General features: G+C 72.8%; 26 protein-coding genes. 15 read left to right on the forward strand and 11 right to left on the reverse strand.

The genetic code is table 11. The annotated features are described in order from the left end of the window. Positions 1-34: 34 nt before the first annotated feature. The gene (locus ACFYSC_RS08615) at positions 35-499 is read right to left on the reverse strand and encodes a hypothetical protein (protein ID WP_389958581.1); all 465 of its coding nucleotides are present in this window, start codon (positions 497-499) and stop codon (positions 35-37) included. Positions 500-630: 131 nt separating this feature from the next. On the opposite strand from ACFYSC_RS08615, the gene ACFYSC_RS08620 reads away from it, so the two are divergent. After that, positions 631-939 carry an antitoxin gene (locus ACFYSC_RS08620; protein WP_362928967.1) on the forward strand — a complete coding sequence of 103 codons (309 nt, stop codon included), beginning with the start codon at positions 631-633 and terminating at the stop codon, positions 937-939. Between the two features lie 155 nt (positions 940-1,094). Here the strand turns inward: ACFYSC_RS08620 and ACFYSC_RS08625 are convergent, their stop codons facing one another. Next, positions 1,095-2,414, reverse strand: coding sequence for a UDP-glucose dehydrogenase family protein (locus ACFYSC_RS08625; RefSeq protein WP_389958583.1), 1,320 nt, complete (start codon positions 2,412-2,414; stop codon positions 1,095-1,097). A gap of 147 nt (positions 2,415-2,561) precedes the next feature. On the opposite strand from ACFYSC_RS08625, the gene ACFYSC_RS08630 reads away from it, so the two are divergent. Next, on the forward strand, positions 2,562-3,725 hold the full coding sequence (locus tag ACFYSC_RS08630) for an acyl-CoA dehydrogenase family protein (protein WP_362928971.1): 1,164 nt from the start codon (positions 2,562-2,564) through the stop codon (positions 3,723-3,725). A 238-nt stretch (positions 3,726-3,963) separates the two neighbouring features. Here ACFYSC_RS08630 and ACFYSC_RS08635 read toward each other — a convergent pair whose 3' ends face one another. Then, on the reverse strand, positions 3,964-4,188 hold the full coding sequence (locus ACFYSC_RS08635) for a hypothetical protein (RefSeq protein ID WP_389958586.1): 225 nt from the start codon (positions 4,186-4,188) through the stop codon (positions 3,964-3,966). Between the two features lie 353 nt (positions 4,189-4,541). Here ACFYSC_RS08635 and ACFYSC_RS08640 point away from each other — a divergent pair, with 353 nt between their 5' ends. The 3 genes from ACFYSC_RS08640 to ACFYSC_RS08650 all read left to right on the forward strand — a co-directional run bounded on the left by ACFYSC_RS08640 (position 4,542) and on the right by ACFYSC_RS08650 (position 7,149). Continuing rightward, a complete protein-coding gene (locus tag ACFYSC_RS08640; protein WP_389958589.1) occupies positions 4,542-5,471 on the forward strand; it encodes a hypothetical protein in 930 nt (309 codons plus the stop codon). Positions 5,472-6,180: 709 nt separating this feature from the next. Then, a complete protein-coding gene (locus ACFYSC_RS08645) occupies positions 6,181-6,684 on the forward strand; it encodes a hypothetical protein (RefSeq protein ID WP_389958592.1) in 504 nt (167 codons plus the stop codon). A 60-nt stretch (positions 6,685-6,744) separates the two neighbouring features. Further along, a complete protein-coding gene (locus ACFYSC_RS08650) occupies positions 6,745-7,149 on the forward strand; it encodes an endonuclease/exonuclease/phosphatase family protein (RefSeq protein WP_389958594.1) in 405 nt (134 codons plus the stop codon). A gap of 7 nt (positions 7,150-7,156) precedes the next feature. Here ACFYSC_RS08650 and ACFYSC_RS08655 read toward each other — a convergent pair whose 3' ends face one another. Genes ACFYSC_RS08655 through ACFYSC_RS08665 form a run of 3 tightly spaced genes read right to left on the reverse strand, consistent with a single transcriptional unit; the run spans position 7,157 to position 10,718 of the window. Beyond that, positions 7,157-8,899, reverse strand: a complete 1,743-nt coding sequence (locus ACFYSC_RS08655; RefSeq protein ID WP_389958597.1) for a pyruvate, phosphate dikinase — start codon at positions 8,897-8,899, stop codon at positions 7,157-7,159. Next, on the reverse strand, positions 8,896-9,519 hold the full coding sequence (locus ACFYSC_RS08660) for a transcriptional regulator (protein ID WP_389958599.1): 624 nt from the start codon (positions 9,517-9,519) through the stop codon (positions 8,896-8,898). The genes ACFYSC_RS08655 and ACFYSC_RS08660 overlap by 4 nt, the downstream gene beginning before the upstream one ends. After that, the gene (locus tag ACFYSC_RS08665; protein ID WP_389958602.1) at positions 9,516-10,718 is read right to left on the reverse strand and encodes a TetR family transcriptional regulator; all 1,203 of its coding nucleotides are present in this window, start codon (positions 10,716-10,718) and stop codon (positions 9,516-9,518) included. Before ACFYSC_RS08665 ends, ACFYSC_RS08660 begins: the two co-directional genes overlap by 4 nt. A gap of 234 nt (positions 10,719-10,952) precedes the next feature. Here ACFYSC_RS08665 and ACFYSC_RS08670 point away from each other — a divergent pair, with 234 nt between their 5' ends. Both ACFYSC_RS08670 and ACFYSC_RS08675 read left to right on the forward strand, forming a co-directional pair. Further along, complete coding sequence (locus tag ACFYSC_RS08670; protein ID WP_389958604.1) at positions 10,953-11,186, forward strand: CopG family transcriptional regulator; 234 nt, start codon at positions 10,953-10,955, stop codon at positions 11,184-11,186. Next, positions 11,183-11,620, forward strand: a complete 438-nt coding sequence (locus ACFYSC_RS08675; RefSeq protein WP_389958606.1) for a type II toxin-antitoxin system VapC family toxin — start codon at positions 11,183-11,185, stop codon at positions 11,618-11,620. Before ACFYSC_RS08670 ends, ACFYSC_RS08675 begins: the two co-directional genes overlap by 4 nt. Positions 11,621-11,671: 51 nt before the next feature. Here ACFYSC_RS08675 and ACFYSC_RS08680 read toward each other — a convergent pair whose 3' ends face one another. Beyond that, positions 11,672-12,346 carry a helix-turn-helix domain-containing protein gene (locus ACFYSC_RS08680; RefSeq protein WP_389958609.1) on the reverse strand — a complete coding sequence of 225 codons (675 nt, stop codon included), beginning with the start codon at positions 12,344-12,346 and terminating at the stop codon, positions 11,672-11,674. Positions 12,347-12,706: 360 nt separating this feature from the next. Between ACFYSC_RS08680 and ACFYSC_RS08685 the strand changes: the two genes are divergently transcribed. Further along, entirely contained in the window at positions 12,707-13,690 is a 984-nt protein-coding gene (locus ACFYSC_RS08685; protein ID WP_389958612.1) for an ArsR/SmtB family transcription factor, read from the forward strand. Between the two features lie 80 nt (positions 13,691-13,770). On the opposite strand, the gene ACFYSC_RS08690 is transcribed toward ACFYSC_RS08685, so the two are convergent. Further along, a complete protein-coding gene (locus ACFYSC_RS08690; protein ID WP_362929013.1) occupies positions 13,771-14,130 on the reverse strand; it encodes an STAS domain-containing protein in 360 nt (119 codons plus the stop codon). Positions 14,131-14,186: 56 nt separating this feature from the next. Then, positions 14,187-15,764: an LCP family protein gene (locus tag ACFYSC_RS08695; RefSeq protein ID WP_389958615.1), complete on the reverse strand. Its 1,578-nt coding sequence runs from the start codon at positions 15,762-15,764 to the stop codon at positions 14,187-14,189. A gap of 71 nt (positions 15,765-15,835) precedes the next feature. On the opposite strand from ACFYSC_RS08695, the gene ACFYSC_RS08700 reads away from it, so the two are divergent. Beyond that, positions 15,836-16,867: a glycosyltransferase family 2 protein gene (locus ACFYSC_RS08700; protein WP_389958618.1), complete on the forward strand. Its 1,032-nt coding sequence runs from the start codon at positions 15,836-15,838 to the stop codon at positions 16,865-16,867. A 97-nt stretch (positions 16,868-16,964) separates the two neighbouring features. Here ACFYSC_RS08700 and ACFYSC_RS08705 read toward each other — a convergent pair whose 3' ends face one another. Together ACFYSC_RS08705 and ACFYSC_RS08710 are read right to left on the reverse strand one after the other, a co-directional pair. Beyond that, positions 16,965-18,761 (reverse strand): hypothetical protein, encoded by a 1,797-nt coding sequence (locus tag ACFYSC_RS08705; protein ID WP_389958621.1) that lies wholly within the window; start codon positions 18,759-18,761, stop codon positions 16,965-16,967. A gap of 182 nt (positions 18,762-18,943) precedes the next feature. Next, positions 18,944-20,356 carry a bifunctional cytidylyltransferase/SDR family oxidoreductase gene (locus ACFYSC_RS08710; RefSeq protein ID WP_362929021.1) on the reverse strand — a complete coding sequence of 471 codons (1,413 nt, stop codon included), beginning with the start codon at positions 20,354-20,356 and terminating at the stop codon, positions 18,944-18,946. A 154-nt stretch (positions 20,357-20,510) separates the two neighbouring features. Between ACFYSC_RS08710 and ACFYSC_RS08715 the strand changes: the two genes are divergently transcribed. The 6 genes from ACFYSC_RS08715 to ACFYSC_RS08740 all read left to right on the forward strand — a co-directional run bounded on the left by ACFYSC_RS08715 (position 20,511) and on the right by ACFYSC_RS08740 (position 26,878). Then, positions 20,511-22,367, forward strand: a complete 1,857-nt coding sequence (locus ACFYSC_RS08715) for a CDP-alcohol phosphatidyltransferase family protein (RefSeq protein WP_389958625.1) — start codon at positions 20,511-20,513, stop codon at positions 22,365-22,367. Between the two features lie 85 nt (positions 22,368-22,452). Beyond that, complete coding sequence (locus tag ACFYSC_RS08720) at positions 22,453-23,112, forward strand: DUF5941 domain-containing protein (RefSeq protein WP_389958628.1); 660 nt, start codon at positions 22,453-22,455, stop codon at positions 23,110-23,112. A gap of 104 nt (positions 23,113-23,216) precedes the next feature. Then, entirely contained in the window at positions 23,217-23,951 is a 735-nt protein-coding gene (locus ACFYSC_RS08725) for a sugar phosphate nucleotidyltransferase (RefSeq protein ID WP_389958631.1), read from the forward strand. Positions 23,952-23,956: 5 nt separating this feature from the next. Beyond that, the gene (locus ACFYSC_RS08730) at positions 23,957-24,997 is read left to right on the forward strand and encodes an iron-containing alcohol dehydrogenase family protein (RefSeq protein ID WP_389958633.1); all 1,041 of its coding nucleotides are present in this window, start codon (positions 23,957-23,959) and stop codon (positions 24,995-24,997) included. Then, the gene (locus tag ACFYSC_RS08735; RefSeq protein WP_389958636.1) at positions 24,975-25,742 is read left to right on the forward strand and encodes a CDP-alcohol phosphatidyltransferase family protein; all 768 of its coding nucleotides are present in this window, start codon (positions 24,975-24,977) and stop codon (positions 25,740-25,742) included. Before ACFYSC_RS08730 ends, ACFYSC_RS08735 begins: the two co-directional genes overlap by 23 nt. A 254-nt stretch (positions 25,743-25,996) precedes the next feature. Beyond that, positions 25,997-26,878 carry a glycosyltransferase family 2 protein gene (locus ACFYSC_RS08740; protein ID WP_389958639.1) on the forward strand — a complete coding sequence of 294 codons (882 nt, stop codon included), beginning with the start codon at positions 25,997-25,999 and terminating at the stop codon, positions 26,876-26,878. The last annotated feature ends 27 nt before the right edge of the window (positions 26,879-26,905 follow it).

Genomic DNA, 26,905 nt, shown 5'->3' on the forward strand with positions numbered 1-26,905 from the left:
CCGATCGCCGCCGCACCCGTCGGCGGGTGCGCGGTCAGGCGGTGTCGCCCAGTTCCTTGGTCAGCCGCTCCAGGCCGCCCCTGATGAGCCTCCCGTAGTCGTCGTCGCCGAGCGCGCCGATCATGGCCCGTCCTCGCCGGAGGTGCTCACGGGCGCGGTCGAGATCGCCCAGCCTGCGGTAGCAGTCGCTCAGGTTGAGGTGCAGCGACGGATACAGGCCGGCCACCGAGAGCGTCACCCCGGCCTCGGCCGCCCGCTCGTCGGTGACCAGGTCGGCGGCGGCGAGCGCCCGCAGATCCCACATCAGCTCCTCGTGCACGTCGTCCTGCGTGTCGGCCATCGAGTGGGCGAGGACGCAGACGTGCAGCGGATCGCCCTGCTCGCCGCCGATGTCACCCCAGATCCGTGCGAGAAGGTCGCGGGCGGCCTCCCGCTGACCCCGGTGGTGGTTCAACACCGCCGCCTCGCCGATCCGGGCGAGCGTCGGGTCAGTGATCATGAGCGGCTCCTTGGCGGTCGCGGTGATCGCGCCACTCTACTTTCCCGGCACGACGGGAGGCGGTGTGTGCCCTCGCCCGAGGCGGGTAGGGCCCGCCCTGAGGCCGTACAGGACGAGAGGGAGGGGTCGTCATGAGCGGGATCGGAGACTGGGCGAAGAAGGCCGAGGACCTCGCCAGGGAACACCCGGACCAGGCCGACCAGGTGCTCGACCGGGGTGAGGAGTTCGCCGGCGAGCGGACCGGCCACAAGTACGACGAGCAGATCGGCAAGGGCGTCGACGCCGTCCAGCGACGCTACGGCGGCGGCGACGCGGGCCCCGAGGCCGACCCCCGGGGCGGCACGGAACCCGTGGATCCCCGCGGGGACGCGGGCCCCGAGGCCAGGCCCCAGGGCGGTCAGAACGACGCGGGCCCCGAAGGGCGCGTCCAGGGAGGCTGACGCCGGACCGCCCGGTGCGGGGTCCCGTTCCGCGGGACCCCGCACCGGGCGGTCAGGACACGCGTCCGCGCCGGCACCCCGTGACGGCGGCCACGATCACGCTGATGGGGACCACGGCGGTCCGGCGGCTGCCGCCTCCGGCCGGTGCGGCCCGGTCACGGGCGGCCGAGGGCGCGGTAGTGCCAGCCGGCGTTGCGCCAGAGCTCGGCGTCGAGGGCGTTGCGGCCGTCCACCATCTTGCGGGAGGCCACGACGGCGCCCAGCTCCTCGGGGTCCAGCTCGACGAACTCCCGCCACTCGGTGAGCAGCAGCACGACGTGGGCCCCGCGGGCCGCCTCCATCGCGGACTCGCCGTACGACAGGTGCGGGTGGGCGCGGCGGGCGTTCTCCTGGGCGATGGGGTCGTAGACGGTGACCCGGCCCCCCTGCTCGCTGATCTTGACGGCGACGTCGAGCGCGGGCGAGTCGCGGATGTCGTCGGAGTTCGGCTTGAACGCGGCGCCCAGCACGGTCATCGAGCAGCCCTGGAAGGAACCGCCGGCCAGTTCGCGGGCGAGGTCGACCATGCGGGCCCGGCGGCGCATGTTGATCATGTCCACCTCGCGCAGGAACGTCAGCGCCTGGTCGGCGCCGAGTTCGCCCGCGCGGGCCATGAAGGCGCGGATGTCCTTGGGCAGGCAGCCGCCGCCGAAGCCCAGACCGGCGTTGAGGAACTTGCCCCCGATGCGGTCGTCGTAGGACAGGGCCTGCGAGAGCTGCTTGACGTCGGCGTGCGCGGCCTCGCAGACCTCGGCCATCGCGTTGATGAAGGAGATCTTGGTGGCGAGGAAGGCGTTGGCGGCGACCTTGACCAGCTCGGCGGTCGGGTAGTCGGTGATCACCAGCGGGGTGCCGGCCTCCAGCATCGAGGCGTACACCTCCCGCATGACCTTCTCGGCCTTGTCGGAGGCCACGCCCAGCACGATCCGGTCGGGCCGCAGGGTGTCCTGGACGGCGTAGCCCTCGCGCAGGAACTCCGGGTTCCACGCCAGCTCGGCTCCGGCGCCGATGGGCGCCAGCCGGGCCAGCTTGTCGGCCAGGCGCTGGGCGGTGCCCACCGGGACGGTGGACTTGCCGACGACCAGGCACTCGCGATCCAGGTGCGGGGCCAGAGCCTCGATCGCGGCGTCGAGGTAGGAGACGTCGGCTCCGTACTCGCCGGCCTTCTGAGGAGTGCCGACGCACAGGAAGTGCACGTCGCCGAAGGCGGCGGCCTCCTCGAAGGAGGTGGTGAAGCGCAGCCTGCCCGCGGCGATGTTGCGCCGCAGGATCTCCTCCAGGCCGGGTTCGTGGATGGGCAGGTCCCCGGCCTGCAACCGAGCGATCTTCTCGGCGTCGACGTCGACGCCGAGGACTTCGAAGCCCAGTTCCGCCATGCACGCGGACGTCGTCGCACCCAGGTATCCGGTTCCCACCATCGTGAGGCGGTAGGCCACTGGCGTTCCTTTCGGTTCTGCCCGATTCTGTGCCGTCAGGGTATCGGCATCCTAGGAGACCACTTTGCCACCTGCACAAACAGGCAGCGATGCATCTCACACGGGATGGATCGGTCCATACATTGTTGGACGTCCTACTATTTGCCCATGAGCTTCCCTCTCTACGCCCTGCCTGAAGAGCACCAGATGCTCAGGGAGACCGTCCGCGCCCTCGCCGACGAGAAGATCGCCCCCCGTGCGGCCGAGGCCGACGAGACGGGGGAGTTCCCCTGGGACGTCTACAAGGCGCTGGTCGCCGCCGACCTGCACGCCATCCACGTTCCCGAGGAGTACGGCGGCGCGGGGGGCGACGCCCTGGCGGCCGTCATCGTCATCGAGGAGGTGGCGCGGGCCTGCGCGTCGTCCTCGCTGATCCCCGCGGTCAACAAGCTGGGCACCGTACCGCTGCTGCTGTCGGCGTCGGAGGAGCTCAAGCAGCGCTACCTCGCGCCGGTCGCGCGAGGTGAGGCGATGTTCTCCTACGCCCTGTCGGAGGCCGAGGCGGGCAGCGACGCCGCCTCGATGAAGACCCGCGCCGTGGCCGACGGCGACCACTACGTGCTCAACGGCGCCAAGATGTGGATCACCAACGCCGGGGTGTCGGAGTACTACACGGTGATGGCCGTGACCGAGCCGGGCGCGGGGGCGCGCGGCATCTCCGCGTTCGTGGTGGAGAAGGGCGACGAGGGCGTCAGCTTCGGGCCCAAGGAGAGGAAGCTCGGCATCAAGGGCTCCCCGACCCGCCAGGTCATCCTCGAGGACGTCCGGGTCCCGGCGTCCCGCATGATCGGCGCGCCGGGCACCGGTTTCAAGACCGCTCTGGCCACGCTCGACCACACCCGCGTCACGATCGCCGCCCAGGCGCTGGGCATCGCCCAGGGCGCCCTCGACTACGCGGTCGGCTACGTCAAGGAGCGCAAGCAGTTCGGCAAGGCCATCGCCGAGTTCCAGGGCGTGCAGTTCATGCTCGCCGACATGGCGATGAAGCTGGAGGCCGCCCGGCAGCTCACCTACGCCGCCGCCGCCCGGTCCGAGCTGGCCATGCACGGCGAGCCGCAGGCCGACCTGACGTTCTTCTCCAGCGCCGCCAAGTGCGCCGCCTCCGACGCGGCCATGGAGATCACCACCGACGCGGTGCAGCTCCTCGGCGGGTACGGCTACACCAGCGACTACCCGGTGGAGCGCATGATGCGCGACGCCAAGATCACCCAGATCTACGAGGGCACCAACCAGATCCAGCGCATGGTCATGGCGCGCCAGCTGCTGAAGTAGGCCCTTGGGCAGGAGAAGCCCTCTCCTCCGTGGAATCGTCCGTCTGCCTTCGTGGCTCCCGGATGGTCTCGCGTGTCCCTGTTCCGCCCCTGCTCCGTGGAACACGATGCGGGGACGGAACAGGCTCATATTCATTGCTTCTGTGGGTCGGCCATGAGCGGGCGTCGCCGGGGAGGACTCCAGAGAGTCGTGTAAGGGTGTGGACCCCTGGCGGTGGCGCCCCCTTCTTGGAGAAGGGTCACGCTTCTGGATCGCTGCCGCGATCTCGCTTGAGTGTCGAGCACACCGCCGCTGTGCCGGCAATCCACAGTCCGGCTGCTCCCCCTGCGGCTCCGGCGCCGATCATGACGGATCCGGCGACCGAGCCGCCATCCCCGAGGGCAAGAAGGGTGCCTGCGACGCCAACCAGGAGCGAGAGCAAGGTGCCGGCGATGGCCCACCAGATGAGGTTCGTCGTGCTCACAGGCTGCTCTCTCCTTCCCAGGAGACCGCACGCCTGTTCCGGCTGGATGTCGGACGAAGATTCATGACACTAGGAGTAGCAGGGCGTAAACCTTGGAAACTCTCCGTTGGCCCGCTTCGGATGAGGTAGTTGCTCCTCCGGACGTCTCCGGACGCCTCCGGACGCGATCGGACGCATCCGGTCAAGCTTTCTAAGTGCGACAAGTCGTGTTTGGCGCAACGAACTGCCGCGATCCTGACCTGTGGGACCATGGTTACCTCTGAGGGCCAGGTGGCAGGACGGACTCTTTCCCTGTCTAGCCGTGTCCTCTTTGTTCATTTATAGGGCATTTGCGATCCCAGGCAGGTTGGATCATGAGTGAAGCCGATCCAGGTGGTGACCCCCTTGCGTCGCTTGTGGCGCGGATGCGGAAGCTGTACTCCGTTGAGGCCGGTCAGCCGCCCTATCCGATGCTCACTCGAGTGGCGGAGAGCGTCATCGCCGAGGCCGGTGAGGAGCGTGAGTGGCTGAGGCCTCTCCCGCGTACCACTGCTCACGATCTTGTGAGTGGAAAGTCCAAGAGAATTCCCGATTGGCTGCTGGTGCGAACTCTTGTGATTGTTTGTCACCGTATTGCCGTTAAGTCCGACCTTGACATCGCTTCCCTGAGTGATCTTTTTGGGGAGTTCCAACAGCTTTGGCGAGCTGCGAAGGAATGGGAAGGGATCACCTCGCCTGTAGCCCATCCTCAGGAGGAGTCGCTCTCGGAGGGCGAGGAGCAAACCGCCGAGAACGAGATGGCCGGCGACATCCTTGCTCCACTCGCCGGAGAGGCTCCTGCCCAGAGGACTGCACCGACAGTGTTTCCCATACCAGAAAGCTGGGGGCGCCCAGGTGGGCAAAGGCTCAAGCAGGCTCAGGACGGCGACGCCTGGGCTGCCTATGAGCTGGCCGTACTGCTGGCATGCGAGGCTGCCGGTATGGCCGAGAGCGACCCAGAGGGGGCGAAGTACTGGAGCGACGCGGCGGCCTACTGGAGGGCGAGAGCGATGGGAAAGGTTGCTCAAGCCGCAGAGCTCCGGCTGCAAGGCCTTCAACTGGTTAATGCGGCTCGCGCTCTGGCCGTTGATCACAAGAAGGCTGGAAGTGTTGGCTCGATAGCCTTCTTCGAAGCGGTTACGAAGGCGGAAGGGGCTGTCCAGGGCCTCAAGTTCGCATCCGCAACGGACACGAGGCCGGGAGAAGTCGCCGTCTTCAATGATCTCGACACGTCAGGAGACGGTGGTGTGCTCGATGGAGCCTGAGATCTGTCTGATACATGAGCCCTGCACGTGACCGTCGGCGATGTTCAACGATCGCACCGCGTTTGAAGCGGTGATGAGCATGTTCCGGCTGCGCCGCCGCATCGGCCGCCCCCGCACCCGGCCGGACCGGCTGGTGGCCGACAAGGGCCACCACTCCTCCCGGAAGATTCGCTTCCGTCTGCGGCGACGCGGCATCGGCGCGATCACCTCCGAACGGCCCGGTCGGATTGCCGGCCGCGAACGCGAGGTGACCGCGTGGGCCGCCCGCTCTCAATGCTGCGGCCTGCAAGGGGCGCGATGCGGTGGAGCGGTGCTTCGCCGAGCTCAAGCAACGGTGAAGCCGTCGCCACCCGCTATGACAAGGTCACCGGCCGCTCGGGTCCGCTCTGGAGCCCGGTGAACGTTCGGGCTCCAGAAATGTGCGGGAATTCCGGAAACATTTGGGAAAGCCCGTCGCGCCCGCCGTCACCGTCGGCGCGGCGAGCACCTCACGAGTGACGCGAATGTCACGATCATGTCTTATGACGATCCGGATCTTTCGGGAGACGATCGATCAGTCCGGCGGAGAGGCCGGTACCGCGTCGAACCGGACGGGGAACCCATGGCGGGTCGCCATCACCCGATCACGGGCGGGAGTGGGCCGCCGAGGTACGCCGCCGGGGCGGGACGGATGCCGGTGTCCCGGTCCATGACGTACCCGGGAGGCTCGTTGCGTCGCCTCGTTCGTTCTCTCGTCGCCGGCTGCGCCGCCGCGCTCGTGGTGGCGGCCCCGACACCGGCGCACGCGGCGGGCGCGCCGCCGTCGGGCGCCGGCCAGCGTTTCGCCCTGCTGTCCCAGGCCAACGGCCTGTACGTCAGCGCCGAGGCCGACGACCCGGGAACGGACGAGGGCATACTCCGGGCGCGGGGCGGGCTGGTGAAGTCGTGGGAGCAGTTCACGCTCGTCGACGCCGGATCCGGCCTGTACGCGCTCAGAGCCAAGGCCAACGGCCTGTACGTCACCGCGGAGAAGGACTACGCCGGCGGCGGCGCCGGCATGCTGCGCGCCCGCGCCTCCTCCATCGGGTCCTGGGAGAGATACAGACTCGTGCCGATCGGGCAACTGGTCTCCGGTACGGCGGTGGCGGCGCAGAAGGTCTGCGTGCCCGACGTGAACAACGTCGACCGGGGCTCCTACGGCATCGCGCTGGCGGTTCCCGACGTCAACACCTGATACGCGGCGACGCCGCTGACCTCGCCGCCCGGCTACGAGCAGCGCACCGCGCTGTGCGCGGTGGTGGAGTCCAGGGCGCTGAGCCTCTGCGCCGCGCACCTCAGCTCCGCGCTGTCCGCCGACGACCCCGACGGCCGCTACCGGGCCCGGCAGGTGTCCGAGCTGCTCGCCGCGGCGGCCAGGCCCGGATACCGGTCCGTCCTGGGCGGGGACCTGAACCTGACCCCGCCCGACAGCCCGGCCGGACCCGTGCCCGACGCGCTGGCACCGGTGTACGAGGCGTACCAGGGGTGCGACCAGCCGGCCCACGGCGGCGCCCGCACCGGCGTCCCCACCTCGGGCAACTCGAAGATCGACTACATCTTCGGGCCGAAGTCGGCCGGGTACCGGTGCCGGGTGGACACGTCCGACACCGGCTCCGACCACAAGCCGATCTACGCCACCATCACGATTCCCGGCCCCTGATCCCGGGTCAGGGGCGCCGTCCGAGGGCGGCGTGGGCGGCGGCGAGGCGTTGGGGGGCGGGGCGGCCGGAGGCGTCGCCCGACACCTCGTCGGCCCATTCGAGCAGGCGGCGCAGGTGGGGGTCGGCCGCGGACGCGGTGAGCGGAGGGCTGCCGAGGACGACCTCGCCGCCGGTCCCGTCGATGGAGATGAGCGTCCCCTCGGGGAGCACCCGCCCGCCGGCCCGCACGGAGCCGCCGGTGACGGTGAGGCCCGCGACCCCCACGACGGCCGGTTTGCCCATCGCCCGCGCGACGATCGCGGCGTGGCTGGCCGGGCCGCCGCGGGCGGTGACGATTCCGGCGGCGGCGGCGATGCCGTGCATGTCGAGCGGGGAGGTCTCCGGACGGACCAGGATGACGGGGCCCTCCCCGGCCATCCGGACCGCGCTGTCCGCGGTGGCCGCCACCCGGCCGGCCGCGACACCCGGGCACGCCCCCAGCCCGCGGGCGAGAAGGCCGGCCTCGCCGGCCGTCGTCAGGCGGACCGCGCCGGCGTGCCGGAGATGGTGGGGGGAGACCCTGAGCAGTGCCTCGTGACGTCCGATCACGCCCTCGTCGGCGAGGCCGGTCGCGAGACGGACGGCGGCGGCGCCGGTGAACCGGCCCGGGCGGGCCTGCAGCAGCCACAGCTCACCGGCCTCGAAGGTGAACTCCAGGTAGCACGCGTCGCGGTAGTGCGCCTCCACGCGGTCCAGGGCGTCCAGGAGGGCGGCCCACACGACCGGTTCCCGGTCGGCCAGGTCGCGCAGGGGGAGGGTCGACGACCTGCCCGAGACGACGTCCTCGCCCTGGCGGCCGAAGAGGACCTCGCCGAACGGGACCGGCTCGCCGGTGTTGGGATCGCGGCTGAACGCGACCCCGGTGCCGCTGCGGTCGTCGCGGTTCCCGAACACCATGGCCTGCACGACCACCGCCGTGCCGAGGTCGTGCGGGATGGCGTGGAGCTCGCGGTAGGTCGTCGCGCGCGGCGTCTCCCACGAGGAGAAGACCGCCGCGACGGCCTGCCCGAGCTGCTCGGCCGCGTCGTCCGGGACGGGCCGGCCGGCGCGCCGCCCGATGACGGCCTCGACCTCGCGGATCGCCCGGGACAGGAGGGCCGGGACGTCGCCGGGCCCGTCCACCCCGTGCCGGGCCGCCTCATCCGCCGCGGCGCCGCCGGGATCGCGTCCGGTCGCCTCACCCGCGAAGACGCCGCCGGATCCGCGTCCGGTCGCCTCGCCCACGACGGCGTCGAGGGTCTCCGCGGTCAGGTCCGTGGTCGCGGTGGCGAAGCCGTACAGGAACCTCAGCCGCGCGTCGAGCGCGAACCGGGCGTCACCCGTCTCCGCCGCCAGCGCCGTCGTGGCCGCGGTGGTGAGACCGAGGTTGAGGATCGTGGTCATCATGCCGGGCATCGACTCGCGCCCGCCGGAGCGGACGGACACCGCCAGCGGTCTCTCCCGCCCGCCGAGCCTGCGGCCCGTGGCCTCCTCCAGGGCGGCGACGGCGGCCGCCAGTTCGCCGTCGAGGCCGTCGGGCGGCCGCCCGTCACGGAGGAAGGCGCGGCACGCGTCGATGCCGATGACGAACCCCGGCGGCACGGGCAGTCCGAGCCGCCGCAGCAGGACGAGGCCGTACGCCTTGCCCCCGATGGCGTCGGCCGTCTCCCCGGCGTCCGGCGAGAGCGGGTGGATCCATCTCGTCGGCGGCCGCCCGTTCCGGCGGGTCACCGGGGGATGCCCAGGGTGGCGAGCAGGTCCTCGTGGAGCTGGAACCACACCGAGTGGTACGACTCCATGTCGTCCGTCACATGGTCGAGGTCGCCCGAGGCCACCCGGGCGAGCGCGACGGCGAGGCGGACGCCGTACCGTCCGAACCGCGGCAGCGCCGCGGACAGGTCCGCGCAGACCGCCTGGGCGCGCCGGTCGAGATCGGTGAGCAGGCCGAGGACCCGGGCGTCGTAGGCGGGGTCGGTGTGGTCGTTCACCACCGGTACGTCGTCGGTGGAGCGCAGCTGCCAGGCCCCGCAGATGTCGAGCAGCTCCGGGTTGAGGACGAGGAAGCGGTCGTACGCGACCGCCACGGCGGTCCGGGCGCCGGCCGCCTCCAGCTCCTCGGTGATCCGCCGGGCGTCGGCGGCCCGGCCGGCCTCGGTGAGGCCCCACCCGCCGAAGACGCCCGCCGTGTACGTGACGTGGCCCGCGACGGCGAGGTCGATGAGCTCGGACTCGACGTCGGACTCGCCGAGCCCCGTCACCGCGGCCACCCTGGCCGTGTCGGTGAACCCGGCGCAGCGGAGCGCGTGGAGGACCCGCAGGTCGCCGGCAGGGGGAGTCGGGGGAGCCGTCATGCCCCGCTCCCACCGGATCGTGCGACGTCCGGAGCGCCGGCGGTCGCCACGGCGTGGGCCGCGCCGCGGCCCTCGGCTCGGGCGACGATCCTGCCGCCCCGGACCCGCACGGCGGCCTCGGTGGCGTCGCCGACGCCCGGCAGGCCGAGGGCCGCGGCGGCCAGGGCGTGGTCGTCGAGCACCACGCGGAGGGACGGCCACGCGTCGGCGGCGAACACGCGCCGCAGGCACGCGGTGAGATCGTCGATCCTGAGCCGTACCAGGCGGCCGATCTCCGCCGGGTCGCCCGTCACGGCGACCACCGTCACCCGGTCGGCCGGGAGGGCGCCGCGGACGGCCTCCTCCGCCGCGGCCAGCCGCCCGGCCCCCAGGATCGCGATCACACCGTCGTCGCCGAGGTCGGCCCGGCGGCCGGTGATCCGGTCGGACACCCCGGCCGGCGGGATCCAGGGATCGTCGCAGGGGCGTGCGGGGGAGACATAGGGCAGGTGAGGCGGGTTCCAGGCGTCCGCCAGGTCGATGCCGGCCAGATGGCCGCAGGCCCGCACCACGTCGAACGGGTCGCCGAACCCGGGCGCGGTCTCGGCCAGGCCCGCCGAGCCGTTCAGCAGCGTCAGCGCCAGTTCGGCCAGCCGTACGCGCCGGGCGTCCCGCGGTGGGTGCGACTCGAGCGCGAGGGCGAGCAGCAGCGCCTCCAGACGGGCGACCTGGGCCAGCGCGGTCCGGGAAGGCTCGTCGTCGAGCACGCCGGTCAGCGAGCGCAACCGCAGGTGACCGTCGGCCGGCGAGTCGCCGCTCAACGGCAGCCGTTCGAGCCAGACCCTGGCGAAGGAGCCCAGCGACCCGGCCACCGAGGCCGATGAGGGCCGCGGGGCCCGCCCGTGGACTCCGGTGGTTCCGGGAGACCCGGCGTTCCCTGGAGGCCCGGCGGTCTCGTCGGCACCGGTGACGCCGGTGACGCCGACGGCTCCTGCGGTCTCGCCGGTGGAGCGTTCGACCAGGCCGACCAGCACGGCCAGATACAGCGCGCGCTTGGTCGGGAAGTTGGAGTACACCGCGCCTCGGGTCATCTCGGCCCGCTCGGCGATCCGGTCGATCTTCGCCCCTGCGTATCCGTGCTCGGCGAACTCCCGTCCCGCCGCTTCCAGCACCGCCGCGCGGGTGCGCTCCTGCTGCTGCGCCCGGGTCAATCGCGCCATCGTCACTCCTCTCCCATCACGGCATCAGGATACCTATTGAATCCGAATTCTCTTGACATCCGAATGATGATGGCATGGGAGCTGTGAGTCCGGAAGGTGGGGGCGACGGCCCGGAGGTGGACTCGTCCCCCGGAGTCCCCGGCGCGGGAAACGGTCGCCGGGTGTGGGGAGAACTCATCCATGGCGATTCGCCGGACCCCCGCGCAGTGATCCCACCGGCGGTGGGATTGATGGGTGAGCGAACCGCTGCGAACCGACAAAATGAGCATCACCGTTCCGGCTGATGTTGCTGCTGAGCTGCGCGTCCGTGCCGGGCGAGGCAACGTGTCGGCCTACGTCACCCACGCGCTGGTCCGCCAGCTCGAACATGACCGGCTGGGAGACCTGGTGACAGCGCTCGACCGGATCCACGACCCCGTCACCGACGACGAAATGGCGGCGGCCCGAGCCGAATGGCCGGGCGCGTGAGCCGCCGGAAGCGGCTGAGCCCGCATGACCACGGCGCCCTGGTCCTCGACAACGAGGGTCTCAACCGTGCGGCGATCGACCGGACGATGTACATCCGTCTCAAGGTCGCGCACCTCGACGGGCGTCGTGTCATCACGTCGGCGGCCATCCTCGCGGAAATCCTTCGCGGAGGGTCGCGGGACGCCGGCGTGCATCGCGTCCTGGGTGGTGTGGTGGTCGAGCCGGTGACCCCGGATATCGGGGAACGCGCCGGGAAGCTGATCGGCGCAGCCGGCTTGACCACTGACCAGGCCGTTGACGCCATGCTGGCCGCCACGGCCTTGACCCAGCAGGGACCCGTCCTGATCGTCGCATCCGACGTCCCCCACCTGACGGCCCTCACGGCCGCCCACCCGAAGACCGGCGTCGTCCACGTCGGCAGGCTCGGCCACTGATGCCGTCGGCCGAACGCATTCGCCGATGACGCCGTGGCGGCCGGGACGCGGTCAGGCGGCTCCGCCCGCCGTCCGTCTCCGGGTCCGGGCGGTCTCATCGGCGGGCCGAGGCACGGACGCCGTACCGCCGGACTCCCGCAGCCTGCGGCGGTAGGTCGCGGGGGGTGTGCCGTACGCCGCGTGGAACGCCCGGTTGAAGTGCGACTCGCTGGTGAAGCCCCACCGGGCCGCGACGGCGCGGACCGGCAGGTCGCTCCGCGCGGGGTCGGAGAGATCGTGGCGGCAGCGTTCGAGCCGGCGCCGCCGGATCCAGCCGGCCACGCTCAGCCCCTGCTCCTCGAAGAGCTTCTGCAGGTGGCGGACGGAGACGTGGTGCTCGGCGGCGACGAGCGCGGGGGAGAGGCCGGGGTCGGCCAGCCTCCGTTCGATGAACGCCTGGGCCCGCGCGACCATGCTCGCGCGGGAGTCGTCCACCGGGGGCCGGTCCGCGCCCAGCTCCTGGGTCAGAAGGGCGGCGAGCAGGTCGAGGGCGGCCGTGGCCACCCGGGCGTCCACGCCGGGGTCGTGGGAGGCGAGATCCCACAGGAGGCCGGCGAGGAGTGCGCCGGCGCCCGCGCGGCCGGGCAGCCTCCGCACCAGGAGGCGCTCGACCTCCGCCTCCCACCAGGCGTCGAAACGGTCACGGTCCGGAAGGTCGTCCGGCCGGAGCGTGTAGGCAGGCGTCATCTCTTCCCCGTCGAGTGATCGCGAAGTCCACCGGGGCCGAAGCGCCCCGGCTCCCGGGCCCGGAGTCGCCGGGCCGGACGGCTCCCGGGGCGGGGAGCGGCCCTTCCCCGCGGGAGTGATCCGCTTCCGGAGACCGCGGCGCTTCCCCGCGGGGGCGATCCGCCTCCGGAGATCGCCCGGCGCGGTATCGTCGAGGAGCATGATCTTCCCCCGCAGGCCGTCGCGGTGTACCGGCGCGTGCCCCGGGCCCCGGGCCGGCGCGTGCTCCGGGCACGCCTTCAGAGCATCATTCGGGCGGCCGCGGGAAGCAACGCCTTTCAGCTCTGATCGAAAAGGGGTTCCGGACGGGAGGCGCCCGGCATGATCCGTCTGCATTTCACCGAGGCGGACCTGCGAAGGGTCACGCTCGCCCCGGCTCCGGACGCGTTGCTGGAGATCGGCCTGAGCCTGCGCCGGCTCCGCGGCGCGCCGGGCGGCGCGGGCTGGTCGAGGCCCGCCGTACTCGAATGGAACAGGGGGATGGCCGCCGGTTCGGGGACCCGGGCCGGGAGGCTCCTCGACCTCGTCTCCTCTGACGAGGCGATGCCGGCCTTCCTGTGCCAGCCGGACGCCGGGGACTTCTCCGCGGGCATCGAGCGGATCAGGCGGACGCCCACCGCCCAGCTCGCCGTCGACCTGAGCCACCTGAACCCATCGCGGGAGGTCTCCGGGTGGTACCGGGAGCTCGCCGACGGAGACACGGAGGCGCGGCAGACCCTCGTCAGCGAGCTGGACGACTACTTCGCCGCGTCGATGGAACCTCTGTGGCCGCGGATCCGGGCGACCGCCGCGGCCGATCGGGCGCTACGCGCCGAGACGCTGATGCGGGGCGGCGTCGACGCCCTCCTCGCGACCCTCGGCGTCACCTGCCGGTGGGAGCCACCGGTCCTGCACGTCGGCACGGCCGGCACCTACGACATCCCGCTGTGCGGGCTCGGGCTGACGCTCGTCCCGTCGTACTTCGCGTCCGCCCCCCTGGTGGGCTACCGGCCCGGCGGGACCGTCGCCCTGATATACCCCATGGTCCCGGAGGGCCGGCCGGACGGCGCCCCGGACGTCCTGGGCCCGCTGCTCGGCCGTACCCGGGCCGCCGTGCTCGCCGCCCTGCGCCGGCCCGCCACCACCACGGCGCTGGCCGAGCGGACCGGCGTCTCACCCGCCTCCGCCAGCCAGCACGCCGCGGTGCTGCGCAACGCCGGGCTCGTCTCGACGGTCCGGACGGGCAGCGCCGTGCTGCACACGCTGACCCCGCTCGGAGAGGCCCTGCTGGGCGGCGACCCCGCCCGCCACGTCTCTACCCGCTGAACCGCCGGTGCCACCGGCGGCCGGTCGCCTGGCCCGGCCCGGAGCCGTCACCGCCACCTGGCCGCTCCGGGCCGGAACGGTCAGGCGGCGGCCTCGTAGGCCTCCCGCAGAGAGGAGCGGGTCTCGAAATAACGATCCAAATTGGTGATCGTCAGAAGATGCGTGATCATTCCCGGCCCCACCACCAGGATCAGGCGGCCCTGTGCGTCCCTGACCCGGGCGAGCGCGCTCACCAGTACGCCCAGTCCCACGGAGTCACAGAACGGCACCTGCGTCAGATCCATCACCAGGCAGGGGCGGCCGGGGGCGTCCAGGACGCGGTCCACCTCGGCTCGCAGCCGGGGTGCGACCGCCATGTCCAGCTCGCCCGCCGCCCGCACCACCGCGCACGGCCCCTGGTGCCAGCTCTCCACCTCGAACGTCGGATTCGAAAGAACCACGGTCATCACCTCCGTGCCTGGTTCCTGCCCTCGGAGGTGTTTTTCATGTAGAGAAATTACTTTTTACAGATGTTCTCCGTTGCGGTCTTCGCCATCGGAGTGGCGACGGGCGCCGGCGTCGCCGACGGCCCGGCGGAGGGTCCCGCGGAGGAGGTGGCGGACGGCGCCGCGGTCTCGTCGACGGTGACCTTCCGGACCCCCGGGTACCGACGGCCGATGACGACCTCGACCCGGCCGCCGAGATCGTCCACCTGGCGCGTCTCGGCCCCGTGCAGGGCGGCGGCCACGGTCCGGGCCGAGTCCTCACGGCCGGGACCGTACCGGACCACCGTCCTGTCGTGGTCCTTCTCCGGGGTGTTGCCGGCGGCGTCGGGGACCGTGAAGCCGGCCCGCTGCAGCTCGCCCCTGACCCGCGCGCCGAGGCCCGTGGTCGTGGTGCCGTTGAGCACCCTGACGGAGATCCGCGAGGGCGGCACGGTCAGCGCGCCGGCCGTGGGCGAGGGCGTGGACGAAGGGGACGACGAGGGGGACGTGGCCGCCGTGGCCGACGCGGACGCGCTCGGGGAGGCGGGCGAGGCGGGTTTCGAGGGCCCGACGAGCGGCTCGTCGGCGGCGATCCGGCGGAACAGCTCCCCTGCCGCGTCCTTGTCCCACAGCACGGCCGACTCGCCCGTCGGGGTCCGGTAGTCGACGTCGGCGAGCGGGACGGTGGCGAAGGCGACGTCGTCGGTGGAGACGTCCTTGAGCTGCCGGGCCAGGCCGAGCAGGTCCCCGCGGAGCGCATCGTCCACCCGGAGCGTGCCGAGGGTGCTGTCGACGAACGAGACGAGCCTGGCCGGGTTGGTCAGCGTGCCGCCGCTGAGGGCCTGGTGCAGCAGGGCCGAGATCACCTGCTGCTGACGGTCGATCCGATCGAGGTCGGAGCGGGCCGTCGCCCGGGTGCGGGCGTAGGCGAGGGCCTTGGCGCCGGGCAGCGAGTACGTCCCCGGCCGGAGGTTCAGGCCGGTCTTGGGGTCGTCGATCGGGACCGGCGTGCAGACCGAGACGCCGCCGAGCGCGTCCACCACGTCGATGAAGCCGAGCACGTTGACCTCGACGTAGTGATTGATCGTCAGCCCGGTCACCGTCTGCACCGCGCGCACGGCGAGCTTCGGGCCGCCGAGCTGGTACGCCGCGTTGATCTTGTGGTCGCCCTTGCCGGGGATCGTCGTCCAGGTGTCGCGGGGAAGGCTGACCACGGTCGCCCTGCTGTGGTCCTCCGACAGGTGGACCACCATCATGGTGTCGGTGCGCTGCCCCGCCTCGCGGCCCAGTTTCAGCGCGTTCTGCTGCTGCCGGGTGAGGTCGTCGCGCCGGTCCACGCCGACGACGAGGATGTTCATCGCGCCGGTGGACCGCGACCCCGCCACCCCCGCGTCGACCGCCTGGATCTTGCCGGCGGCGTAGTTCGGAAGCGCCCACATCACCCCGGAGCCGCCCAGCACCAGGGACGACAGCGCGCCCGCGACGAGCAGGCCGCGCCGCCGGGACCGCGCCCTCCCGGACGACCGGCGCTCACGCCGGGGGGCCAGCCGTACCTTGCCGTAGGCGTCACCGCCGACCTGCACACCCGAGTCGTCTTCCGGGTCGCGCATCCATGGCCCCCTAGGCTCCGGCTCGGCTGGGTCGATGAGCTACCGGTTCGTACAGTAGCGTGAGCCCCGCCATGAAGCAGTTTCCCGACTCGCCCGCGCCGGCGTCGTCCCCCGAGACGCGTGTCTGGCCGCCCATCTCCGTCGTCATCCCGGTGCTGAACGAGGAACGCCACCTGCGGGAGGCCGTACGGCAGGTCCTGTCGCAGCGGTACGCGGGCCCGATCGAGGTCGTGCTCGCGATCGGCCCGTCCAAGGACCGCACGCAGGAGGTCGCCGACGCGATCGCCGCCGAGGACCCCCGGGTCGTCGTGGTGCCGAACCCGACCGGCCGTACTCCCAACGCCCTCAACGCCGCCATCGCCGCCTCCCGCCACGGGATCATCGCCCGGGTGGACGGTCACGCCATGCTCCCCGACGACTACCTCAGCGTGGCCGTGGAGACCCTGGAGGAGACCGGCGCCGACAACGTCGGCGGCGTCATGGCAGCCGAGGGCGTCACGATGTTCGAGCGGGCCGTGGCCCGCGCCATGACGTCCAAGATCGGCGTCGGCGGCGCCCGGTTCCACACCGGCGGCACCGCCGGCCCGGCCGACACGGTCTACCTCGGGGTCTTCCGCCGCGAGGCCCTGGAGCGGGTCGGCGGCTACGACGAGCACTTCCAGCGCGCCCAGGACTGGGAGATGAACCACCGCATCCGCGAGACCGGCGGCCTGGTGTGGTTCCAGCCCCGGATGCGGGTCTCCTACCGGCCCAGGCCCACGGTCAAGGCCCTCGCCAAGCAGTACTTCCACTACGGCCGCTGGCGCAGGGTGGTGGCCAGGACCCACGAGGGCACCATCAACCTGCGTTACCTCGCGCCGCCGGTGGCGGTGGCGGCCATCATCGCGGGTCTCGTCGTGTCCCCGTTCTTCTGGCCCGGCCTGCTGATCCCGGGGGGTTACGCGCTGGCGATCCTGGCGGGCTCGGCCGTGACCGGCAGCGGCCTGCCGCCGGGCGCGCGGCTGCGGCTGCCCCTCGTCTACGCCACCATGCACATGTCGTGGGGCTGGGGGTTCCTGACGAGCCCCCGGCGGCTGAGCAGGCCCGGCGCCGCGTCCGGCTGAGCGGGCCCGGCCCGCGGCGGCGCGACCCGGTGGCCGGGCCGGGCCGGTCCGCGCCCGGGGTCCGGCCCCGGACGGGCGTCCGGGGCGTCCGAGCGGCTCAGCCGGACGCGCGCAGGGCCCGCTCGCAGGCGCCGTTCACCGCGTCGTTGAAGCGGGTCATGGCGTCCGGGTGGTCCGGGCCGAGCAGATAGGTCCGCAGCTTGCGCCGCGTGGCCGCCAGGGCGTCCTCCCCGCACTCCGCCATGGCCCGCAGCACGGCGGGCAGCTCTCGCAGGTCCGCCGACAGCAGGTAGCCGCCCTCGGTGCTCGGGTACCGCTCGCGGAACACCTGCTCCGCCAGCCCCGCCACGTTGGTCACCGCGTACGGCTTGCCGCTGGCGACGAAGTCCGCCACCACGCTGGAGATGTCGGCGACCAGCAGGTCCGACTGGTTGAAGCAGTCGTACAGGGCCGGTTCGGGGCCGGTGACGACCAGGTGCCTGATCGTCCCGGCGTCCCGGCGGCGGAGCCCCCCGCCCGAGGGGTGGCGGGCCATCGACCGGTGCAGCTCCGCCCGGTCCAGCAGCGCGCGGACCTGCTGGTGGGCGCGGCGCGCGGCCGGGCTGCGGTAACCGGTCAGCGGGTGCGGCTTGTAGATCACCCGGACCGCGGGGGAGCAGGCCAGCAGGGCGCGGACGATCGCCGGGCCCATCGTGGTGATCGAGGTGTGGAACAGGTCGTCGGTCCACCCCTCCCAGGTCGGCGCGTACAGCACCGTGCGGTACGGCAGGCCGGGGCCGGCGGTGCCGACCCCGCTGAGCTGGGGGCGGCCCACCTCGTGGACGTCCTCGTCGCGCACGCCCACCCTGGCCCGGAGGTAGCGGTCGCGCCCGGCCTGCCCGGCCACCCACACCTCGTCGTAGACCTTGGTGAACGGGTTGAACGACGCCTCCTTGTCGCTGTCGCCGTGGCCCACGAAGACGCTGCGCATCCCCCGGATGCGGAGCATGTGGATGTTCTTGCCGACGTTGGCCGGATACAGGCACACCCGCACCCCGGTGAGCGCCTCGAACCCCATCAGGTCGGCGGCCGAGGGGACGCACACCACGGGCAGCGAGGTCTCCCCCAGCAGGCGCAGCATCTCCCGCTCCCGCAGCACCACCACGGCCCGCCGGTCGATCCGCTCCAGCGGGCGCAGCCACATCCGGACCTGGTAGGCCGAGTCGGGGGGGCCGGAGAAGTAGAGGGCGACCTCGGGCCGGTGGGCGGCCAGGCGCTCCCCGGCGGCCCGCAGCACGGCCGCGCCGTCGCCGAGCGGCCGGACCCGGCGCAGGTGCGGCAGCAGGCACAGCGCGCCCGCGCCCGCGACGGCCAGCGCCCCCGCCGCCCCCGCGACGCCCGGCAGCGCGGTGCCGGACAGCGCGCCCAGCGCCGCGCCGCCCACCGGGAGCACGTCCAGGTACAGCGGCCGCATGCCCCGGTGGTCGGTCAGGACGCGCCACGGCGGCGGCGGGACCCGCACCGCGTCGAGGTTGCGGGTCAGCACCGGCATCCGGTTCAGGGTGCGCTGGTGGAGGATCGCCAGCCCGGCCAGCAGCCCCCGCGCGCCGTGCACCGCGAACATCCCCAGGACCAGGGCCGCGAACCAGGGCGACGCGGTGCCCGCCGTACGGGCGACCAGGACGATCACCGCCGTCTCCCGCGTCAGGAACCGGAGCGTGATGCCCAGGTGCGCCCTGGCCATCAGGTCGACCAGGGGGCGCGCCCGGTACCGCGCGACGATCTCGGCCGCGTAGGACACCGCGCACAGGGCCAGGAACAGGCGCGGCCGGGGCCACAGCGCGGTCACGAGGAGCGCCGGGTACGAGCCGAGCACGGCGGCGGCCGCCACCAGGGCGCGAAGGTCACGCTTCATCCTTAGAAGGTAACTTTGACCAGGCTGTTTGCCCTGGTAGGCGCGCTGTGCCGCGTTCCGCCGGGGTACGGCGGAAGCCTCCGGAGGCTTCCGGAAGACGCCGGAAGACCGGGACGCCGGACCTGCCGGACACGCCGGGTCCCGGGCGGCGGAGGCGCCGGGGAACCGCCGGGGACGCCGGGTCAGCCCGCGTCGACGCGGACGTCGATCACGTGGCCGGTGATGTCGGAGATCAGCACGTCCAGCGAGGTCTCGGCGACGGCGCGCGGCGACAGCAGGGTGTGCGCGGGCTCCTCGCCGAACGCGCGCACCCGCATCGGGGTGCTGGTCCGCTCGGGGTTGACGCAGTTGACCCGCACGCCGTCCTCGGCCCACTCGTCGGCCAGCGCCTGGGTCAGGTTGACCACGGCGGCCTTGGTGGAGGAGTAGAGGCTGTAGCCGGCCCGGCCCCGGGTGTAGGAGGACGAGGTGTACAGCAGCAGATGGCCCCGGGTCTCGCGCAGGTGCGGCAGGGCGGCGCGGGCGATGTTGACCGGGCCGAGGTAGTTCACCCCGACGGTCTCGGTGACCGTGGCGTCGTTCGTCTCGCCGAGGTCCCCCATGTGCAGCACCCCGGCGGTGTTGACGACGTAGTCGACCCGGCCGGTCTCCTTGGCCGCGAGGTCGAGCGCGTCGCCCACCGCCTGTGGGTCCTCCACCCGCACCCCGTTCAGCGATCGGGAGAAGGGGAACACCTGGGCGCCGTGCCGCCCGGCCAGCTCCACGACCTCGGCGCCGATGCCGTAGCTGCCGCCGAAGACCACCACGGTCCTGCCCTGGAGCGCCTGCCGGTGGGCGAAGGCGGAGTGGTGCGGGGCGGCGCCGGCGGCGAGCTGGAAGAGCTTGTCGGCGATGAACACGTCCACCGGGTGGGTGACCTTCATGTTGTGCTCGCTGCCCCGCACGATGTAGATCGGCACGTCGGGCAGATAGCGCAGCACCACGCCGCAGTCGTCGGTGGGCGGCTGCCGGTCGAAGTCGGGGTCGGCGAAGGCCCGCTCGTACGCCTCGCGGACCACCGAGAGCCGGAAGCACTGCGGCGTCTGGCCGCGCCGCAGCCGGGACCGGTCGGGGACGTCGCGGACGATCTCCCCGCGCGGGCCGGGGGCGGCCACCACGATCGTGTCGGAGCTGGGGATCGCCACGTCGACGGCCGAGTACACCTTCAGCGCCTCGACGCACTCGGTGATGATCCGCGGCTCCAGCAGCGGTCGCACGGCGTCGTGCAGCAGCACGTCGCACTCCCGCGTGCCCAGCGCCTGCAGCGCCCGCCACGTGGTCTCCGGCCGGGTCGCGCCGCCCTCCAGGACCTTGCTGACCTTGCGGAAGCCGTTGCGGGCGACGAGCCGCTCCACGTCGGCGGTGAAGCCCGGCGTCATCAGGACCACGATCTCGTCGATCTCCGGCGCCGCGTCGAACACCGACAGCGTGTGCTCCATGATCGTCTTGCCCGCGACCTTGATGAGCTGCTTGGGGGTGTTCAGGCCGACCCGCTGGCCCACCCCTCCGGCGAGGACGACGGCGACGGTGCGGAGGCGGGGTTCGAGAGCGGCCAAGGTCAGCTTCCTTCGACGGTCGGTTACCGCGAGCGTAATGGGTGCGTACCCGATCGCAGGCCGCGCTCCCGTGCTATCCGGTCAAGATCTCGCTACGCTAAGTGCGCACTCCCGATTCGCACGGTCATCCCGTCGGATACGAAGGAGCCCGGTCTTGCACGATTCCCACGCGCCCGCGCCGTCCGGCCCTCACGCGTCCGACGACCTCCCGCCCCCGCCCGGCGACGCGCCGCCCGGCGACCCGGCGTCCGGCGACGCGCCGCCCGGCGGCCTCCGCGAGCCGTACGGCGGGCCGGACGGGAGGTCGTACGGCCCGTCGTCCGGCCCTCGCGCGCCCGGCGACGCGCCGCCCGGCCGCGCGGGGAGACCCGGACGGTCCGCCCCCGGCACGGCCGCCGCCGTCGTGCTCGCCACCACCGCCGGCGCCGCGCTGCGCTGCGACGACGGCACGCTGCTCGACCGGCTGACCGCCCAGCTCGTCGCGCTCTCCGTCGGCGAGGTCCACGTGGTGGCGCGGTCGGGCGACATCACCCGCGCGCCGGGCGGGGCCTACCTCATCGGGTCGGAGGGGTCGCACGGCCTGGCCGACGACCTGCGCCGGGTCGCCCGGGTGGCCCGCGCCGCGACCGGTCCGGTGGCCGTGCTCGCCGGTGACCTGGTGGCGCACACCGAGGCGCTGGCCGTACTCCTGTCCGCCCCGGGCGGCGGCACGACCGCGCTGGTCGTCACGGACGGTGACGACCCGGGGCCGCTGCGCCCGCCGGTCCGGGCCGAGGGCGGCAGGGTCGCCGCCGCGGGCACCTCGCTGCACGAGGTCACCGGCGCCAACGGCACCTTCCGGGGGGCGCTGCGGGTGGGCGAGGCCGACCTCGGGCGGCTGGCCGAGACCGCCGAGACGCTCGCCGATCTCGCGGAGACCGGCGCGTTCGGCGCGGCGGGCGACGCGGATGCCGGCGACCTGCTGCTGGCCGGGCTGGTCCGCTACGGCGTCCACGTCCGCGCCCGCGGGCTCGGACGGCTGCGCTGCGAGCGGGTCGCCGGGCAGGCGGACGCCGACGCGGCCGTGCGGCGGCTGCACGAGGTGGACGTGACCCACGCCCGGCTGGACGCCGCCGTCAAGGCCGACGACGGCTTCTTCGCCACCTACGCCGTGAGCTCCTGGTCCGGGCACCTCCTGCGGCCCGCCGCCGCGCTCGGGCTGACGCCGAACGCGGTCACCTGGTTCTCGGCGGGACTGGCGCTCCTGGCCGCGGCCTGGTTCTCCGCGGGCACCCGCCCGGCCCTGGTCGCCGGGGCCGTCCTGGTCTACCTGTCGTTCGTGCTCGACTGCGTCGACGGCCAGCTCGCCCGCTACACCCGGATCTTCTCCCCGGCCGGCGCGTGGCTGGACGCCATCTTCGACCGGGCCAAGGAGTACGTCGTCTACATGGGGCTCGCCGTCGGCTACGCGGCCGGGCACGACGCGCCGGGCGGCGGCCCGGAGGGCATCTGGGCGCTGGCGGTGGCGGCGATGATCCTTCAGGCGCTCCGCCACATGATCGACTTCTCCTACGCCGGGTCGCGCGCCGACGCCGCGCGGACCCGCTCCGCCGGGCCCCGCGGAGTCCCGGCCGGCGCGTCCGGCCCGGCGGCGCGGCCGGCGCCGTCCCATTCCGTCCCGCCGGCACGCCCCGCCCCGCCGTCCGGCACCGCAGCCGGGCCTCTCGCCGGCCCGCCCGCCGATCCGGCCTCCGCCGGGCCGGAGCCGGGGGAGGGGGCGCGGGCCGTGCCGCCGGGAGGCCCGCCGCAGGGGAACCCGGTCGTGCGGCTGTCGCGGCTGCTGGAGCGGAGCTCGCCCACCCGCTGGCTGAAGAAGATCGTCGTTCTCCCCATCGGGGAGCGGATGGCGCTGATCTCGGTGACCGCCGCGCTGTTCAACGCGCGCGTGACCTTCCTCGCGCTGCTGACCTGGGGCGGCGTCGCCACCCTCTATACGCTCACCGGCCGGATCGGCAGGTCGCTGAGCAAATGATCATGAGTGACGGGCTCCGCGAGGGCACCGTCCCGCCGCCGCGCGGGGGACGGGCCGCGACGCGGGCGGTGAGGCGGGTGCGATCGTGACGACCGTGCAGATGACGACGGTGCCGCGCGGCACCCTGGTCGCCTACCGGGACGACGGGGTGCTGTCGCGGGCGATGGGCGCGCTGGTGGCCGGGCAGCTCCCGCCGCTGCCGCCCGTGCTCGCCGGCACGTTCGTCACCGCGGTGCTGCTGCTGGTCGGGGTGGCCGGCGCCGACGGCCTGGCGGTGTTCGCCCCGGCGGTGGCGCTGCTGCTGGCCGGTCCCGGCAGCTCCCACCCGCACGACGGCCGCCTCGACTGGCTGGTGCCGCCGATCCTGCGCCTCACCGAGTACGGCTTCGCGGCCGCGGTGGGGTTCGCGCACGGCGTGCCGTACTGGCTGATCTTCCTGCTGCTCGGCGCGATGGCCTTCCACCACTACGACGTCGTCTACCGGCTGCGGCAGCGGGTCTATCCGCCGTCCTGGCTGGCCACCGCCGGTTTCGGCTGGGACGGCCGCATGCTGCTGATCGCGCTGGGCGGCCTCGCCGGGCAGGTCACGCTCCTGTTCGCACTGCTCTCCCTTTACCTGTGGGGGCTCTTCGGGTGGGAGAGCGTCACCTGCTGGCTGGCCGCCTCGGGCCCCGAGGGCCCCGAGGGCCCAGAGGGTTCCAGGGGGTCCGGGACGGACGCCGGCGGGCCCGCCGGTACCGGCTGAGAAACCCCCGGTGAACCTCCGAATACACCATCGGGGCGTAAAGGCAACTAACCTTTGGGGCCAGGAGCGCCCGATGAGGGGCTCATTCGGATGAGGAGTGCACGTTGCTGGGAATGGTGCTGGCCGCCGGGGCCGGACGTCGCCTGCGGCCGTACACCGACACGCTGCCCAAGGCGCTCGTGCCGGTCGACGGCGAGACCACGATCATGGACATCTCGCTGCGGAACCTCGCGGCGGCCGACCTCCGTGACGTCGTGGTCGTCGTCGGCTACCAGGCGCAGGCCGTACACGAGCGCAAGGCCGAGCTGGAGCGGCGGCACGGCGTGAAGCTCACCCTCGTGCACAACGACAAGGCCGAGGAGTGGAACAACGCCTACTCCCTGTGGTGCGCCCGCGAGTACTTCGAGCAGGGCGTGCTGCTGGTCAACGGCGACACCGTGCACCCGGTCTCCGTGGAGCACACCCTGCTGTCGGCGCCGGAGAGCAGCGACATCCTGCTCGCGGTCGACGACGTCAAGAAGCTCGCCGACGAGGAGATGAAGGTCACCCTCGGCGGAGACGGCCACCTCGCGCGGATCACCAAGCTGATGGACCCGGCCGACGCCGCCGGCGAGTACATCGGCGCGACGCTGATCCGTCCCGGCGCCGCCGGGCGGCTGTCCGACGCGCTGCGGGCCACCTTCGAGCGCGACCCGCAGCTGTACTACGAGGACGGCTACCAGGAGATGGTGAACCGCGGGGAGAAGATCGCGATCGCCCCGATCGGCGACGTCTCCTGGGTCGAGGTGGACAACCACGACGACCTGGCCAAGGCGCGGGAGATCGCGTGCCGATACTAGCCAGGATGCTCCCCGCCCCCCTGAGCATGGAGGTGCGGCGGGGGGCGATCGCCCAGCTCGGCTCGCTGCTGGCGGACAGCCGGGTGGCGACCTCCGGGCGGGTGGCGGTGGCGGTGGGCGCCGGTCAGGGTGACCGGATCACCTCGATGATCACCCCCTCCCTCGACGAGGCCCGGATCTTCCGGGTTCCCGACGGCTCGGTGGACGCCGCGGTCACGCTCGGCGCCGAGCTGCGCAAGGGCGCCTACGAGGCCGTCGTCGGCATCGGCGGCGGCAAGACCATCGACGCCACGAAGTACGCCGCGTCGCTCGCGGGCATCCCGATGGTGGCGGTGGCCACCAACCTGTCGCACGACGGGATCTGCTCGCCGGTGGCGTCGCTGACCCACGACGGCGGCAAGGGCTCCTTCGGCGTGCCGATGCCGCTGGCCATCATGGTCGACCTCGACTTCGTCCACGACGCCCCGTCGTCGCTGGTCCGCTCCGGCGTCGGCGACGTCGTGAGCAACCTGTCGGCGATCGAGGACTGGCAGCTCGGCAACACCGAGCGCGGCGAGCCGATCGACGGCGTGGCCTGCGCGATGGCCCGCACCGCGGCGGAGGCGGTGATGGGGCGGTCCGACTCGGTCGAGTCCGACGCGTTCCTGACCGTGCTGGCCGAGGCGCTCATCCTCTCGGGGATGTCGATGGTGATCGCCGGGTCGTCCCGTCCGTCGAGTGGCGGAGATCATGAGATCCTTCATGCCGTGGACCAGCTCTTCCCCGGCACCTCCAACCACGGCGAGCTCGCCGGGATAGGTGCCGCCTTCTGCTTCTTCCTGCGCGAGGACGAACGCCGGCTCGGCCAGGTCGCCGAGTGTCTGCGCGCGCACGGCCTCCCGGTCAGCCCCGCCGACGCCGGGCTGAGCGTGGAGCAGTTCACCGAGGCGGTCGTGCTGGCCCCGGCGACCCGTCCGGGCCGCTACACGATCCTTGAGCACCTGCGCCTGTCCGAGGCCGAGATCCGTGATCGGGTGGAAGATTATGTCCGGACCATCGGTCGCTGAGTTCCGCGCGGTCGCCCAGCCGCACTCGACCATGGACCGCAACAGCGGTGAGCACTGGGCCGGCGCGCTGTACATGCGCAAGCTGTCGATCTACGTCACCTGGCTGCTGGCCAAGACGCCGATCACCCCCAACCAGACCACCTGGCTGATGATCGTCACCGGGCTGCTGGCGGGCGTGGTCCTGACGGTCCCCACCCTGTGGGCCGCCGTGCTGGCCGCACTGCTGGTCCAGCTCTACCTGCTGCTCGACTGCTCCGACGGCGAGCTGGCGCGGTGGACCGGGCGGACCTCCATCACCGGCGTCTACCTCGACCGGGTCGGCCACTACTTCGCCGAGGCGGCCATGCTCATCGGGCTGGGCTTCCGGGCGTCGGAGGTCCGCCCCGACTGGTACACCGTGCTGGGCTTCGCCGCCGCGCTCGGCGCGATCCTGATCAAGGCGGAGACCGACCTGGTGGACGTGGCGCGCGCCCGGTCCGGCCTGGTCGCGGCCACCGAGGCGTCGGCGGAGCACTTCCGCTCGCGCGGCCTGGGGATGGCCCGCAGGGCGGCCGCCGCGTTGAGGTTCCACCGGATCGTCCAGGCGGTCGAGCTGTCCCTCCTCGTGATGGTCGCCGCGGTCTGGGACCAGCTCGCCGGCGGCCTGGCCGCGACCAGGGTGCTGACGGTGGCCTGCGTCGTGGTGGCCGTGCTGCAGATGGTGCTGCACCTGGTCAGCATCCTGGCCTCCCGGCGGCTCTCGTGAGCGGGGGGCGGCCGGGGACCGGGCGGCTGAAGGGCGGGTGCCGGGGAAGTGGACGGCACGGAACCGGACGGCGGCGCGGTGCGTCGTAGGTGCGGAGATCCGGCGTCGTTTGGCGGGTGTCCGCCGACGGTTCCGATACGCTTGTCCCCCGTACCAGAGGGCTCCAGCAATGCCACAGCCGCCCGACCCAGCAGACTCGGTGATCATGAAAGTATGCTCCGCACGTGCTCTCGACGCGTCAGGACGATGACCCGTTGAAGATTTCGTGCGTCATCCTCACCATGGGCAACCGGGTCCCCGAGCTGGGTCGTGCGGTCGAGTCCGCGCTGAACCAGGTCGACGGCGACGTCGAGGTGGTCATCGTCGGCAACGGCGCCGACGTCCCCGAGCTGCCGGTGACCGTGCCGCCGGGCTCGTCGGCGTCGATCAGGACGGTACGGCTCGGCCACAACGCCGGCATCCCGGCCGGCCGTAACCGCGGCGTCGAGGAGTGCACGGGCGACGTCGTCCTCTTCCTCGACGACGACGGCTGGTACGGCGACGCGAACGTCGTCTCCCACCTGCGTGAGCGCTTCTCCAAGGAGCACGACCTCGCGGTCGTCTCGTTCCGGGTGAAGGACCCCGACGGCGGCGTGGGGCAGCGCCGGCACGTCCCGCGGCTGCGCGCGGGCGACCCCGAGCGGTCCTCCCCGGTCACCACCTTCCTGGGTGGCGCCTGCGCCATCCGGCGGTCGGCCTTCCTGCAGGTCGGCGGTCTCCCCGAGCGGTTCTTCTACGCCCACGAGGAGACCGACCTGGCCTGGCGGCTGCTGGGGGAGGGCTACCGGATCGAGTACGACGCGCAGACCGTCATGTACCACCCGCAGGTCCCGCCGACCCGGCACGCCGACTTCTACCGCCTCAACGCGCGCAACCGCGTCTGGCTGGCCCGGCGCAACCTGCCCTGGGCGCTGGCGGTTCCGTACCTCGTCAACTGGGTCATGCTGACCCTGATCCGCGAGCGTTCCGGTACGGCGCTGCGCGCGTGGTTCCGGGGGTTCTCCGAGGGCCTGCGCGAGCCGGCCGGGGAGCGCCGTCCCATGGGCTGGAAGACGGCCTGGCGGATGCTCCGCCTGGGCCGCCCACCGATCGTCTGACCCGCGCCGGATCCGGCGGTCCGTGCG

This window comes from Streptosporangium sp. NPDC004379 (genome assembly GCF_042873875.1).
Classification (GTDB): Bacteria; Actinomycetota; Actinomycetes; order Streptosporangiales; family Streptosporangiaceae; genus Streptosporangium.